The sequence below is a fragment of the Microbacterium sp. bgisy207 genome, from assembly GCF_057706855.1.
The window spans coordinates 12,499-26,220 of sequence record NZ_JBYIPB010000001.1; the positions used below are offsets into that span (position 1 = coordinate 12,499).

The window sequence follows — 13,722 nt, forward strand, 5'->3', positions numbered from 1 at the left end:
GAGGATTGTGTCCATCTCGACGATAGTTGTCAAGTTCAACGATTGTGTTCCGCAGTGAATGACTACAATGGCCGGGTGTCCACCGCAAACGATCAGGCCCGGGCGACGGAAACCCCCGTTCGCGCCGAGCGACTCTGGCGCACGACGGTCGCAGACGACCTCGCGTTCCTGCTCGCACAGGCCAACGCGGTCTCAGTTGCCCGTGCTCACTCCGCTCTGCAGTCGGTGGGGCTGCGCGTTCGTCCCTACGCCGTGCTCGCCATCGCGGCCAGTGACGCGCGGCCGTCTCAGCGGGAGCTGTCGGAGTTCCTGCGCCTCGATCCGAGCCAGATCGTCGCGCTCATCGACGACCTGCAGTCACGCGGACTTGTCGAAAGAGAACCCGACCCGAACGACCGACGGGCTAACGTCGTGGTCGCGACGCCTGCGGGTCGTGAACTCTTTGCCCGCGCACTCGAACTGGCGAGGCAGGCGGAGGACGAGATGTTCGCCGCACTCGCTCCCTCGGAGCGCGAAGCTCTCGCGCACGCCCTGCGGGTGATGGCGGGCGCCGTCACTGGTCCCGACAAACGCTGAACCGCGTCTCACGCGATCCCGCGAGGGAAAGCCGCGCGGCGGCGAAGGCGACAGCTCAGGCGAAGGGCCACCCGGTGTACGCCTCGGCGAGGTAGGTCTGGCCTGCCTCGGACTCGACGACCGAGCGCAGCTCCCCGATCTGGCGGCGACGGTCGAATTCGGATGCCTCGGGAGTGAGGTGGAGCATGCTCGTCATCCACCAGGAGAAGTGCTGCGCCTTCCAGATGCGCTTCAGCGCCGTCTCGGCGTAGGCATCCAGCAGCCGCTCGTCGCCGTCGTTCAACAGCGCGCCCAGTGCCCGGTCCAGCAGCACGACATCCGCGACCGCGAGGTTCATTCCCTTCGCGCCGGTCGGGGGAACGGTGTGGGCGGCGTCCCCGACGAGGGCGGCGCGTCCGCGTCGCAGTTCGTAGGCCACGAAGCTGCGGAAGCGCAGGACGTCGCGCTGGAAGATCGGCCCCTCCTGCAGCGTGGTCCCGGGAACGCAGGACTGCAGCTTCTCCCAGATCTCCGCCTCGCTCAAGGCTTGGGGGTCGGTCTCGGGGTCGCACTGGAAGTACATGCGCTGCACGGTGGCGCTGCGCTGACTGATCAGGGCGAATCCGTGTGGCGAGTTGCTGTAGATGAGCTCATCGGAGCTGGGCGGCGCTTCGCACAGGATGCCGAACCAGGCGAACGGGTACTCGCGGAAATCGCCGCCTGTCGAGGAACCGGTGACGGCTGCGCGCACGAGACTGCGCGATCCGTCACCGCCGACGACGAAATCCGCCTCGATCTCGAGGGGGGAGCCATCGGGGTTGGTTGCGATGACCCGCGGCCGGTCCGTCTCGATGTCTTCGACACGGTCGACCGTGACGCCGAAGCGCAGGTCCTGGCCGGCCGCCAATCGCACCCCGATGAGGTCGATGAGGACCTCGTGCTGGGGGAAGAGCCACACACTCCGGCCGGTGAGAGCGGGGAAGTCGATGCGGTGTCCTTCGCCCTCGAAGCGCAGCTCGATTCCGTCGTGGCGCTGCCCGACGGTCTTCACGCGTGGCGAGGCCCCCGTCTGGTCGAGGAGCTCGACGGTGGGATGCTCGAGGATGCCGGCGCGGATCGTCTTCTCGATCTCCTCGCGGCTGCGCTGATCGAGCACGATCGACTCGATCCCCCGGGCGGCGAGCAGGTGGGACAGGAGCAGGCCGGCGGGGCCGGCTCCGACGATGGCTACCTGGGTGCGGACGGCGGACATGGCGTCTCCTTCGACGGATGCGGGTCTTCGCCGAGTCTGCAGCATCTCGACCATCCTCCCGTCAAGATTCCCATTGAATGGGCAGCGGCGAGGAGTGCGCCCGTTCGAGGCGGGCGTCAGTTCGGGTGGCTAGAGACGCTGTCGCCGCAGATCGCGCTCGGTCGCCGTGGCCGCGTCGCGCAGTGCGGCGACGGCCGCCGCCGGGTCGGTGTCCCGGGGCAGGACGACCGAGAGGGCGGCCACGACCTCACCCTCGTGGCGGAGGGGAACGGCGACGCCGGTCGAGACGGACTGAATCGACCCGGGGGCGATCGCGACCCCGTCGCGTCTGATCGTCGCGATCATGCGCTCGAGCGTCCGCGGGTCGGTCACCGTCTCGGCGGACACAGCGCGCAACGGCCGGCTGAGAATCCCGGCGCGGAGATTGGCGGGCGCGTAGGCGAGGAGGATGAGCCCCGACGAGGATGCGTGCAGGGGGAGCCGCCCGGCGATGCGCGTGATGTTGGCGCCGGCATCCGGGTGCGACAGGCGTTCGATGAACAGCGCCTCGTCCTTCTCTCGAACGGCAAGCTGCGTGTGCTCACGGATGACGGACTGCACGGTTTCCATGTGCGGCAGCGCCGCCGTGCGCAGGCGCAGCGCCGACGAACCCCGCAGCGCGAGCTCCCACAGTCGCATGCCGAGCCTGACCTGCGCGTCCTCGTCGCGATCGAGCAGCCCCGCCGAGACGAGATCGTCAACGATGCGGTGAGCGCTCGATGACGGCAGTGCGGCGCGTCGACCGATCTCGGATGCCGATTGCACGGTCCGCTCCGAGGTGAACGTCTCGAGAACGCGGACGATCCGCTCGGTCATCGAGTCACCCGTGGGCGAGTTCGCCATGCTGACAGCTTGGCATGCACGCACGACGGACGCTGTGCGCGGGTCGTGTCGGCGAGCACCGGCCGCGGCCCTCGGCCGGAAGGGCGTCGCTACGCTCGAGGTATGAGCCGCGCAGCGATGTACAACGAGACCGGGGGCCCCGATGTCCTGTTCGTGACGGAGGTCCAGGAGGCGTCACCGGGTGCCGGCAAGGTACTCGTCGCCGTCGAGGCGGCGGGACTGAACCCGTACGACGCCAAAGCCAGGAGCGGGTTCATCCCTTCCAGCGCTCCTTTCCCGCGTCGGATCGGTGGGGACTTCGCAGGGTCGGTCATCGCCGTCGGCGAGGGCGCCGCGTACACCGACGGCACCCCCGTGTCAGTCGGCGATGCCGTCATGGGCCGCGCGTCCGGCGCGGTGGCCGAGCAGGTCATCGCGAACGCCGCGGAGATCGCACTCCGCCCGGAGGCGCTCGCGGTCGAGGTCGCGGGTGGTCTCCACGTCGCCGGACTCACGGCGGTCTCGTGTCTTGCGACCGTCCCGGTAGGCGCGGATGACGTCGTGCTCGTCGGGGGCGCCAGTGGCGCGGTCGGGCTCGTCGCCGCTCAGCTGGCGATCGCGCGCGGGGCGCGGGTCATCGGTTCGGCATCCGTGACCAACCACGAGTTCCTCCGGTCCCTCGGTGTCGAGCCCGTCGCATACGGCGAGGGGCTTGCCGACCGCGTGCGCGAACACGGGGTCCCCACGGCTGTCATGGACTGCCACGGGCGCGAAGCGCTGGATGCGGGTATCGACCTCGGTGTGCCCGCCGACCGGATGGTCGCGATCGCCGCCTACGCGGCGCTGGACGAGCTTGGCGTGCACAACGTCGAGCGCGAGGCCCGCACTCCCGAGAACCTGCGCGCGCTCGCCGACGACATCGCCGCCGGACGGATCGTCTTCCCCATCGTGGCGACCTATCCGCTCGACGACGTCGTCGCGGCGTTCGAGGCCCTCGAGTCCACGCACGCGCCCGGCAAGATCGTGATCATGCCCTGACGCGCAGGCCGGGCGGCGGCTGTTCGGTTGCCGCAAACCGGGGCGCCAGCATCCGCGGCGCGGCGTGTTGCGGCAAACGAACGAGGACGCTCAGCCCCGCCAGACCGTCTTCAGGTTCATGAACTCCCGGATGCCGGCCGCTGCCAGTTCGCGACCGACGCCGGAGTTCTTGATGCCGCCGAACGGCAGCTCAGGGTGCGACACGGTCATGCCGTTGACGAACACGGCGCCGGCCTCGAGGCGGTCGATGAACCACTCGATCTCGTCGTCGTCGGTGCTCCACAGGGACGATGAGAGGCCGAAGGTCGTCGCGTTGGCGATCTCCACCGCCTCCTCGCGCGTCTCGACTCGGAACACCGTGGCCACGGGGCCGAACGCCTCCTCCTGGAACAGGCGCATGTCCCGCGTGATCCCGGCCAGCACCGTGGGCGGGTAGAACCACCCCGCGCCCTCGGGGACCGCTCCGCCCGCCAGCACCTCGGCGCCGCGCTCGATCGCGTCGTCGACCAGCTCGGCCAGTTCGTCGCGGCCGCTCTGGGTAGCCACGGGGCCCACGTCGGTCCCTTCCTCGAGCGGGTCGCCGACACGCAGCGCCTTGGTCTTGGCGACGAAACGCGACACGAAGTCGTCGTAGACGTCGGCGTGCACGATGAACCGCTTGGCCGCGATGCACGACTGGCCGTTGTTCTGATTGCGCGCGGTCACGGCCACGGATGCGGCGGCCTCGAGATCCGCCGTGGGCATCACGAGGAAGGGATCCGAGCCCCCCAGTTCCAGCACGACGTGCTTGACTTCGCTCCCGGCGATGGAGGCCAACGACCGTCCCGCGGGCTCGGAACCGGTCAGCGTCGCCGCGACGACCCGGGGGTCCCGCAGAACGCGCTCGACGCCGGAGGCCGGGATGAGCAGTGTGTGGAAGGAGCCGACCGGGAAGCCTGCCCGCTCGAAGAGTGTGTCGAGGTACAGCGCCGACCGGGGGACGTTGGATGCGTGCTTGAGCAGCCCGGTGTTGCCGGCCATGAGTGCGGGGGCAGCAAAGCGCATGACCTGCCACAGCGGGTAGTTCCACGGCATCACCGCGAGCACGATCCCCAGCGGCGCGTACCGGGTACCCGCCGCGGACGCCTTCACCGACGAGGGGTCGGCGAGGGTCTCATCGGCCAGGAAGTCGGCCGCGTGGTCGGCGTAGAACCGGCAGCCGCGGGCGCACTTGAGCACCTCTGCGCGCGACTGTGCGAGGGGACGACCCATCTCGATCGTGATCGTGCGGGCGAGTTCCTCGACGTCTGCTTCCAGCAGCTCGGCGGCTCGTCGCATCCACTCGGCTCGCTGAGCGAACGTCGTCTCGCGAAGCGCGGCGAACGCTGACTGAGCTGCCGCGATGCGGCGCTCGACTTCGGCCTCGTCGTGCGGCTCGAACGTCTCCACGACCTCGCCGGTCGCGGGGTTCGTCACTGCAATGGCCATGGCCTGCCTCTTCCTCGAGATGTCGGACTCCGCGAGCCTATCCGGCGCCGGCATGCGACGACAATCCAGCCGCTGTGACGGGACGGATCAGAAGACGATCGTGTGATTGCCGTGCCGAATGATGCGGTCCTGCGCATGCCACAGCACGGCGCGGGAGAGCACAGCGCGCTCGACATCGGCGCCGCGTCTTTCGAGGTCGAGTGCCGAGTCGGCATGGGTCGCTCGCACGATGTCCTGCTCGATGATCGGGCCCTCGTCGAGGTCCGTCGTCACGTAGTGCGAGGTCGCCCCGATGAGTTTCACGCCGCGGGCTTTCGCCTGACGATACGGCTGCGCGCCGATGAAGGCGGGCAGGAAGGAATGATGGATGTTGATCACCGGCACTGACACGCGTTCGAGGAAATCGGCACTGAGGATCTGCATGTAGCGGGCGAGCACGACGAAATCGACATCCGCCTCGGCGAGGATCTCCAGGATCCGCGCCTCGCTGACGCTCTTGTCAGGACCCACGATCGACGGCACGTGCACGAACGGGATGCCGAACCCCGCGACATCCGCTTCGGCATCCGTGTGATTCGACACGACGACCGGGATGTCGACCGGAAGCTCGCCCCGGCGGTGGCGCCACAGCAGGTCGAGCAGGCAGTGGTCCTGCCGCGACGCGAGGATCGCCATCCGCTTGGGTACTGACTGGTCCGTGATCGACCACTCGAGGTCGAAGCCGTCGCCGAGCGTCTGGGCAAGGTCTGCCTCGATCGCGGGGAGTGCGTCGCGCAGGCCCGGGCGGTGGAGCACGACGCGCTGGAAGTAGGCGCCTCCCTCCGGGTTGTCCGAGTACTGGTCGAACTGCACGATGTTCGCGCCCTGCCGCGTGATCAGAGCCGAGACGGCGGCCACGATGCCCGGTGAGTCCGTGCCGTGGACGATGAGACAGGCGTGATCCACGGGAAGGTGCGCGGCGGGCATGCATCGATTCTGCCGTGTCCGGCGGGCTCGCCAGGAATCCGAGACCGGCTAGCGAACACCCCTCATGAGGTTCAGGACGGGACGCGCAACCAGGAGGAGGAGGACGCCGAGTGCCATCGCAGCGATACCGAGGCTCGAGAAGTAGGGAACCTCGTTCTGCGGGTCGTAGAACTGGGCGAGCCAGCCCGCGATCGCGGTGCCCAGCGCAATGGAGAGAAAGAAGAGCGCGACCATCTGCGTGTGGAACGCCCGCGGCGCGAGCTTGGTCGTGATCGACAGGCCAATCCCCGGGACGTGGAGTAGGGGAGGGAGATCAGCAGGATCCCCTGCATCCCGTAGAAGCTGAAACGCTCCCACATCTCCACAGCGAAGATGTTGGCCAAGGCGGCCGGCTGACCGAAGAAGCGGGAGTCTCTCGGGCAGTCGGCCGCGACCGACCGCACCGCGCGCATCACCGGTGCGGCCGGGCCGAGGCGATCAGGCGTCGATCGTGTCGCGCAGGCCGGAGTGCACGGCATCCAGCCACGCGCCCACGTTGCGCCTCGCTTCGGGGGTGTCGGGGTACCGGCAGCGCAGGTGCAGCCCGGACTCGTTCGCGATGAACCAGATCATCACGCCGTCGGTCCGCACCACCGCCGAGACGTACTGGATGTCGCGCAACCGGTCAGGTTTGACCGGGAGTCTGCCGGTGTCCAGCCACGAAAAGGCGAACATGCCCGGCGTTGCCGGCATGCCGCCGTACGGAGCGAGGATCGGGCCCAACGGGTGCGATCCGAGGCCGATCGCCTCCTTCACGGCGCGTGCGCACGCGTGGGGCGAGGGGTCGGATGCCTCGATGACGGCGTTCGTGATGAACCACCCCACCGAGTCGTGCCACTGCGGGTCGTGCCGGCTGTGCACGGGGAACACCGCGCGAAGCGGTTGATCTCCCATCGCGAGGCTCACCCGCGTCATGACAGACACCGCCAGCGCGATGGCGCGCACGCCCATGGACGCCGCGCGTTCGCCGAACTCCTCGAACTCCGGTCCGTTCAAGACGTCTCGCACGTCGACGATCTCGGCCTGCGCGGCAGCGACGCTGCCCAGCGTCAGGGGAAACAGCGGCATCTGGCCGCCCTCGGCATCCAGGATCTCAGCCCATCGGGTCGTGATCGCCTCCGGTGCCGGGGGGCGGGCGGCAAGGTCCGCCGAGTGCTCGGCGAACGCTCTGGCTCGGGGCAGGGCCGCACCGGGGGCACGGGCCTCGCGCTCGTCGTCGATGATCTCGGCGAGGTCGCGCCCCAGCACCAGGAGAGACCACATGTCGACATGGGCGTGATCGGAGGCGATCACCACGGTCGGGTCAGCGCCGCCCTCCGGCTCGATCAGGCACAGCCGATGCGAGGGTGTGGCGAAGGGGCGGCATCCGTCGTCGAGCACGTCGCGCAGGACCTCGCGCGTGAGCCGTTCCGGCGCAGCAGGATGCGTCACCCATCGACCCACGCCCAGCCGTGCCGGCCGTACGCGCACCAGTCCCTCCTCGTCCCGATCGAACACGGTGCTGAGGGTGCCGTGCCTGTCGATGACGGTGGCCCAGGCGTCGGCGATCTCGTCGGGAGCCGCGGGGGTGCGCAGCCGGAACGACAGCGCCATCCACGAGCCGGGGCGATCCCCCGCCGAGACGTGGCGAGCCTGATCGAACGACAGCGTCAACGGCTCCGCGTCGGGCACGACCTCGGCGGGAAACACGAGGCTGCGGACCCGGCCCTGGGGCAGCGTCATTCGGGCGACGTTCGTCAAGCGCATCGCGCGTAGTCTAGGCGGCAACCGTTTCGCACAGAGGACGCCCGGGAGGGCACGTGAGCACGCTGCGGATTCGAGGCGCGACCCTCGACTTCGATGTGACCGGTGACGACGGCCCGCTGGTGGTCCAGTTGCACGGACTCATGTCCAGTCGCCGTCGCGACAGCCACCTCGGCCTCGACCTCGGTCGGGCGCTGCGGGATCATCGGATCCTGCGGATCGATGCGCGAGGTCACGGCGGCTCGACGGGCACGGATGATCCTGTCGACTACCGATGGGACAACCTCGCCGAGGACCTGCTGGCTGTCTTGGATGCCCTTGCCCCGGGCGAAGCGGTCCATGGAGTGGGCCCGTCGATGGGGACGGGCACGATGCTTCACGCGGCTCTGAAGGATCCGGCGCGTTTCGCGAGCCTCACGCTCATGGTTCCGCCGACGGCGTGGGGCACGAGGCGGGCCCAGGCCGAGGTGTACCGCACCAACGCCGACCTCATTGAGCGCCAGGGCGTGGAGGCGTTCGTGCAGCTCGGCTCCACGACCCCGGTTCCGCCCGCGCTCGCCGACGCTCCCGAGACCCTGCCCGCCGTTGACGAGGCGCTTCTGCCGATCGTGTTGCGCGGTGCTGCGACCGCCGATCTGCCCCCGAAGGAGGAGCTGTCCCGCATCGACGTGCCGACGCTCATCCTGGCGTGGACAGGTGACCCCACGCATCCGCTTCGCACCGCGACCCGCCTCAACGAGTTGATGCCCCACAGCCGCCTCGTCGTCGCGCGCACGCCCTACGGGGTCATGGCGTGGCCGGGTCTGTTCGCCGAGCACGTCATCACGGCCGGCATCGAGCTCACTCCGACCGGATCGATCCCGGTCGTTCCCGAATCGAGGGCGTCGTGAGCGAAACCGAGCCCGTCGGGCTCAGCATCCGTGAGCTCGACACCGTCGCCGATGTGTTCGCCGCCTCCGCGGTCCTCTCCGAGGTCTGGGGCGGGGATCGCACGGGCATGCCTCCGAACCTCCTGCGGGCACTCGCGCACTCGGGCAACTACGCCGTCGGGCTGTTCGAGGACGACCGCCTGGTCGGAGCATCCGTCGCCTTCTTCGCCGAGCCCGCTGCCCGGTCGATGCACTCGCACATCACCGGCGTGCTCCCCAGCGCCCAAGGCCGGGGGTTCGGCCGGCTGCTGAAGCAGCATCAGCGGGAGTGGGGACTGCGCCGGGGGATCGGGCACGTCACGTGGACGTTCGATCCGCTCGTGGCGCGCAACGCGCACTTCAATCTCGCCGTTCTCGGGGCGCGGGTGACCGAGTATCTCGTGGACCACTACGGGGCGATGGACGACGGGGTCAATCGCGGCGATGAGTCCGACCGGCTGATGGTGTCGTGGGCGCTCGCCGCTCCGCCGGTACCCACGCCGACGGATGACGAGGTGCGCGCATCCGTCTCGATCCCCCGCGACATCGAGTCGCTGCGTCGGCGGGAGCCCGAGGCCGCTGCCGTGGAGCGGCGCCGCGTCCGCGATGCTCTGCTGACGCACCTTTCGGCGGGCCGGCGCATCGGCGGGTTCGATCAGCGCCGCGGCTATCTGATCGTCGACGCCTGAGCCGCCAGTACTCGCTCCGGTCGCGGCTTCCCGCCGGTGGTGTGTCAGGTGACCCACGACACGGCGCGACTGAACGATCGGGCGTGCCGGCTGCGCCGACGGGGATTAGCCTGGCCGCATGCCGATCGCACAGCCCGCTGCCCCGGTGACTCTCGAGGGGATCGAGCTCCGGGTGCTCCACCTGCCGCTCGTGTCGCCGTTCACGACGTCGTTCGGGACGGAGACCGTCCGTGAGGTCATCGTCGTGCGCGCGCTGACCGCCGACGGCGACGGCTGGGGCGAGATCGTCACCCAGGATGCTCCGCTGTATTCGAGCGAGTACACGCAGGGCGCGTGGGATGTTGCCCTCCGATTCCTCATCCCTGCGCTGCTGGACCGCCACACGGTGGCTCCCGGGCACGTGGCCGAGACCCTCGCGCCGTTCGTCGGCCACCGGATGGCGAAAGCGGGTCTTGAACTCGCGGTTCTGGATGCCGCGCTCCGGTCCGTCGGGGTCCCGCTCGGCGCCCACCTCGGCGCCGTGCGCGACCGCGTCCCCTCGGGGGTATCGGTCGGCATCCAGACCGACCCGGCGGCCCTTGTCGAGGCGGTCGGCGGCTACCTGGATGACGGGTATGTGCGCATCAAGATCAAGATCAAGCCCGGCCGGGACATAGCCGACACCGCCGCGGTCCGGGATGCGTTCGGTGCGATCCCCCTGCAGGTCGACGCGAACTCCGCGTACACGCTCGCGGATGCCGACACTCTTGCCGAGCTCGACCGTTTCGACCTGCTGCTGATCGAGCAGCCGCTGCAAGAGGACGATCTGGTCGATCACGCGGCGCTGGCGGCACGGCTGCGCACCCCGGTGTGTCTGGATGAGTCCATCGTGTCGGCCAAGGCGGCCGCCGACGCCCTCGCACTGGCATCGGCATCCATCATCAACATCAAGGCGGGCCGGGTCGGCGGCTACCTGGAGGCGGTCCGTATCCATGACCTCTGTCGCGCCGCGGGTGTGCCCGTCTGGTGCGGCGGCATGCTCGAGACCGGGATCGGTCGCGCGGCCAATGCCGCACTGGCGGCCCTGCCCGGTTTCGCTCTGCCCGGCGATGTGTCGGCATCCTCCCGGTTCTATGAGCGCGACATCGTCACCGAACCCGCCGTACTCGAGGACGGTCACGTTCGGGTTCCGACCGGTCCGGGACTGGGTGTCGAGATTGATCCGGTCGCGCTGGAGGACATGACTGTTGCCCGCGAGGTGCTGCGGCGGTGACTGCGCTCCGCGATCGTGGCGGTCGCGCGCTCCGGTGCGTGGCGACCCTCGCGCTCGCGGGAGCGGCGTCAGCGATCCTCGCGGCCTGCACGCCGCCTCCTGGCCCGTCCGGCGCCGGGCTGCCCGAGGGGGTGAGTGTGCGCTTCATTCAGCAGCGCTCCGATGTCGCGCTGCGCCAGGCCCAGGTCGAGGTCACGAACGCGACCGACGAGGTTCTGGTCGTCGACGACCTCCTCGTGTCCGACGAACGCTTCGCCGCGGATGCAGAGCGGGTGCTGGACCGGCCCAGTCGGATCGCCCCGGGAGTCACTGTCGGCATCCGCATCCAGCTGCCGGACCCCGACTGCGGCGCGCCCGATGACGGCGAGTCACGCGTGAGCTTCGCCTACGAGACGGGCGATGGCCGCGGTGAGGCGGTCGCCCCGCTCCCCGACGTGCTCGATGTGGTCCCCGGTCTGCACGCCCGAGAGTGCCTCGAGGAGGCTCTCGGCGCCGTGGCGGCCGTCACGATCGCCGGTTTCGGCGCCGATGCCGAGACCGGCCCCGGGATGCTGCGGCTTCGGGTCGAGCCGACGGGCGCGGGTGGGGCAGCTCTTCGCGCGATCCGGCCGACGAATCTGCTCGGCTTCGGCAACGCAGACCCAGACGGTACCGCGGCGCTCGGGGTCGCCCTGACCCCGGGCGACCGGGCTGTCCGGGAGATTGCGATCCCGATCGAGCCGTTCCGCTGCGATGCCCATGCCGTGCAGGAGGACAAACGCGGGACGATCTTCACGCTCGACGTCGTCGTCGGTGAGCGATCGGGCCAGATCCAGCTCGCGGCCGACCCGGACCTGCGTGCCACGATGCTGAGCTGGGTCGCCCAACGGTGTGGGTTCGCCTGATCTCGCACTCTTGCGGCGCGCTCCCCGGGTCGCCAGACTCGAAGCGGGAGCCGATCACCGCCGATCACCGCGCCGTGGTGCTCCCGGGGAGAGGAAGAACAATGAAGACCCGAATCGCTGGCGCCGCGCTCATGCTCGGCGTCGGAGCCTTCGCTCTCACCGGGTGTGTGAACCCGGTCGAGCAGCTGATCAACAACACTGTCGAGGATGTCGTCGAAGGCGCCACCGGCGTCGACATCGATGCGGGCGGCGGGGCGAGTGTGCCCGAGGGCTTCCCCTCCGACATTCCCCTTCCGTCCGGTTCCCCCCTCGTTGCGCTCGCGGTGGACGGTGGCTACACGGTCACCTACACCGTGCCGAGCGTCGCCGACGGCGAGAGCATCATCGAGCAGTTGAAGTCCCAATACACAACAGACTCCGAGTCCGACTTCGGCGGGATGAAGATCTGGTCGTTCACGGGCCCGGACTACACCGTCGGAGTGACGCTGCTCGAGCAGGAGGATGGCACGGCGCAGCTGCTGTACGTGGTCGCACCGGTCGCTCAGTAGGCCGGCCGAGGGTCACCTTCCCGAGCGGGCGTCCACGCGGCGGCGGAGCGCGGCCGATAGAATGGCCGGATGTCGCGGCATCCGCGATATCCTCGCGCGCAGCGCATCCCCGACCCAGGAGTCTCTCTGTGGCCGAGCAGTCCCGTCTCGACAAAGTGATCGCCCTCGCCCGTCATCGCGGGTTCGTCTTCCAAGCGGGCGAGATCTACGGCGGATCCCGGTCGGCCTGGGACTACGGTCCGTTGGGCACCGAGCTCAAGGAGAACATCCGCCGGCAGTGGTGGCAGACCTTTGTGCGCGGCCGCGGCGACATGGTGGGGCTCGATTCGTCGATCATCCTGCCCAAGCGCGTGTGGGAGGCATCCGGTCACGTCGCGACCTTCACCGACCCACTCGTCGAGTGCCTGCAGTGCCACAAGCGCTTCCGCGCCGACAACCTCATCGAGGACTTCGAGGCACGCAAGGGTCGCGCAGCCGAGAACGGTCTCGCCGATATTCCGTGCCCGAACTGTGGCACGAAGGGGCAGTACACCGAGCCCAAGGCGTTCTCGGGTCTGGTGAAGACCTACCTCGGTGTCGTGGACGACGAGTCCGGCCTGCACTACTTACGTCCCGAGACCGCGCAGGGAATCTTCGTGAACTTCACGAACGTGCTCACCGCGAGCCGTAAGAAGCCCCCGTTCGGGATCGGTCAGGTCGGCAAGGCCTTCCGCAACGAGATCACGCCCGGCAACTTCATCTTCCGCACGCGCGAGTTCGAACAGATGGAGATCGAGTACTTCACCGCGCCCGCCGAGGCGCAGGAGTGGTTCGAGCACTGGGTCGAGGCGTGCTGGAACTGGTTCACCGACCTCGGGATCGATCCGGCGAACATGCGCCGCTACGACGTGCCCGAAGAGGATCGTGCTCACTACTCGGCGGGCACGATCGACGTCGAGTACCGGTTCGGGTTCCCGGGCAAGGAGTGGGGCGAGCTCATGGGCGTCGCCAACCGCACCGACTACGACCTGAAGAGCCACAGCGAGGCATCCGGCCAGAGCCTGACGTACTTCGACCAGGCTTCGGGTGAGAAGTACATCCCCTATGTCATCGAGCCTTCGTTCGGCTTGACCCGTTCGATGATGGCTTTCCTGGTCGATGCCTACCGCGAAGAAGAGGTGCCCAACGCCAAGGGCGGCACCGACACGCGCACGGTGCTGCGGCTCGATCCGCGCCTGGCCCCCGTCAAGGTCGCCGTGCTGCCGCTCTCACGCAACGAGGCCCTGTCGCCACTTGCCCGCGGGCTCGCCGACCGCCTGCGCGGGCACTGGGCCGTCGACTTCGACGACGCCGGCGCGATCGGGCGCCGTTACCGCCGTCAGGACGAGATCGGCACGCCCCTGTGCGTCACGGTCGACTTCGACTCCCTCGACGATGACGCCGTGACGGTGCGCGACCGCGACACGATGGCACAGGAGCGCGTGCCGCTGGAGAACCTCGACGCCTACCTCGGCGAGCGCCTGCGCGGCGCGTGACGACAC

The 13,722-nt window shown here is 69.2% G+C and carries 14 protein-coding genes; 8 read left to right on the forward strand and 6 right to left on the reverse strand.

What is annotated here, in order from left to right; translation table 11 throughout:
- Nucleotides 1–75 precede the first annotated feature (75 nt).
- Nucleotides 76–576 (forward strand): MarR family winged helix-turn-helix transcriptional regulator, encoded by a 501-nt coding sequence (locus AC3ENO_RS00065; protein ID WP_434968585.1) that lies wholly within the window; start codon nucleotides 76–78, stop codon nucleotides 574–576.
- 55 nt (nucleotides 577–631) lie between these two features.
- Here AC3ENO_RS00065 and AC3ENO_RS00070 read toward each other — a convergent pair whose 3' ends face one another.
- Nucleotides 632–1,807, reverse strand: a complete 1,176-nt coding sequence (locus AC3ENO_RS00070) for a 4-hydroxybenzoate 3-monooxygenase (RefSeq protein WP_434968586.1) — start codon at nucleotides 1,805–1,807, stop codon at nucleotides 632–634.
- 129 nt (nucleotides 1,808–1,936) lie between these two features.
- Nucleotides 1,937–2,689, reverse strand: coding sequence for an IclR family transcriptional regulator (locus AC3ENO_RS00075; protein WP_434968587.1), 753 nt, complete (start codon nucleotides 2,687–2,689; stop codon nucleotides 1,937–1,939).
- A gap of 102 nt (nucleotides 2,690–2,791) precedes the next feature.
- On the opposite strand from AC3ENO_RS00075, the gene AC3ENO_RS00080 reads away from it, so the two are divergent.
- On the forward strand, nucleotides 2,792–3,706 hold the full coding sequence (locus AC3ENO_RS00080; protein ID WP_434968588.1) for an NADP-dependent oxidoreductase: 915 nt from the start codon (nucleotides 2,792–2,794) through the stop codon (nucleotides 3,704–3,706).
- A gap of 90 nt (nucleotides 3,707–3,796) precedes the next feature.
- On the opposite strand, the gene AC3ENO_RS00085 is transcribed toward AC3ENO_RS00080, so the two are convergent.
- The 4 genes from AC3ENO_RS00085 to AC3ENO_RS00100 form a co-directional block, all read right to left on the reverse strand.
- Nucleotides 3,797–5,173 (reverse strand): NADP-dependent succinic semialdehyde dehydrogenase, encoded by a 1,377-nt coding sequence (locus tag AC3ENO_RS00085; RefSeq protein ID WP_434968589.1) that lies wholly within the window; start codon nucleotides 5,171–5,173, stop codon nucleotides 3,797–3,799.
- 87 nt (nucleotides 5,174–5,260) lie between these two features.
- The gene (purU, locus tag AC3ENO_RS00090) at nucleotides 5,261–6,139 is read right to left on the reverse strand and encodes a formyltetrahydrofolate deformylase (protein WP_434968590.1); all 879 of its coding nucleotides are present in this window, start codon (nucleotides 6,137–6,139) and stop codon (nucleotides 5,261–5,263) included.
- Nucleotides 6,140–6,187: 48 nt separating this feature from the next.
- Nucleotides 6,188–6,496 carry a hypothetical protein gene (locus tag AC3ENO_RS00095; RefSeq protein ID WP_488185746.1) on the reverse strand — a complete coding sequence of 103 codons (309 nt, stop codon included), beginning with the start codon at nucleotides 6,494–6,496 and terminating at the stop codon, nucleotides 6,188–6,190.
- A 120-nt stretch (nucleotides 6,497–6,616) separates the two neighbouring features.
- On the reverse strand, nucleotides 6,617–7,924 hold the full coding sequence (locus tag AC3ENO_RS00100) for a peptide synthetase (protein ID WP_434968592.1): 1,308 nt from the start codon (nucleotides 7,922–7,924) through the stop codon (nucleotides 6,617–6,619).
- Nucleotides 7,925–7,977: 53 nt separating this feature from the next.
- Between AC3ENO_RS00100 and AC3ENO_RS00105 the strand changes: the two genes are divergently transcribed.
- The 6 genes from AC3ENO_RS00105 to AC3ENO_RS00130 all read left to right on the forward strand — a co-directional run bounded on the left by AC3ENO_RS00105 (nucleotide 7,978) and on the right by AC3ENO_RS00130 (nucleotide 13,716).
- Nucleotides 7,978–8,811, forward strand: a complete 834-nt coding sequence (locus tag AC3ENO_RS00105) for an alpha/beta fold hydrolase (RefSeq protein ID WP_434968593.1) — start codon at nucleotides 7,978–7,980, stop codon at nucleotides 8,809–8,811.
- Nucleotides 8,808–9,518 (forward strand): GNAT family N-acetyltransferase, encoded by a 711-nt coding sequence (locus tag AC3ENO_RS00110; protein ID WP_434968595.1) that lies wholly within the window; start codon nucleotides 8,808–8,810, stop codon nucleotides 9,516–9,518. The genes AC3ENO_RS00105 and AC3ENO_RS00110 overlap by 4 nt, the downstream gene beginning before the upstream one ends.
- Nucleotides 9,519–9,636: 118 nt before the next feature.
- Nucleotides 9,637–10,770, forward strand: a complete 1,134-nt coding sequence (gene menC / locus AC3ENO_RS00115; RefSeq protein ID WP_434968596.1) for an o-succinylbenzoate synthase — start codon at nucleotides 9,637–9,639, stop codon at nucleotides 10,768–10,770.
- Nucleotides 10,767–11,654 carry a hypothetical protein gene (locus AC3ENO_RS00120; RefSeq protein ID WP_488185747.1) on the forward strand — a complete coding sequence of 296 codons (888 nt, stop codon included), beginning with the start codon at nucleotides 10,767–10,769 and terminating at the stop codon, nucleotides 11,652–11,654. The genes menC and AC3ENO_RS00120 overlap by 4 nt, the downstream gene beginning before the upstream one ends.
- A gap of 101 nt (nucleotides 11,655–11,755) precedes the next feature.
- Complete coding sequence (locus AC3ENO_RS00125; RefSeq protein ID WP_434968598.1) at nucleotides 11,756–12,202, forward strand: hypothetical protein; 447 nt, start codon at nucleotides 11,756–11,758, stop codon at nucleotides 12,200–12,202.
- Nucleotides 12,203–12,330: 128 nt separating this feature from the next.
- Nucleotides 12,331–13,716 (forward strand): glycine--tRNA ligase, encoded by a 1,386-nt coding sequence (locus AC3ENO_RS00130; RefSeq protein WP_434968599.1) that lies wholly within the window; start codon nucleotides 12,331–12,333, stop codon nucleotides 13,714–13,716.
- The last annotated feature ends 6 nt before the right edge of the window (nucleotides 13,717–13,722 follow it).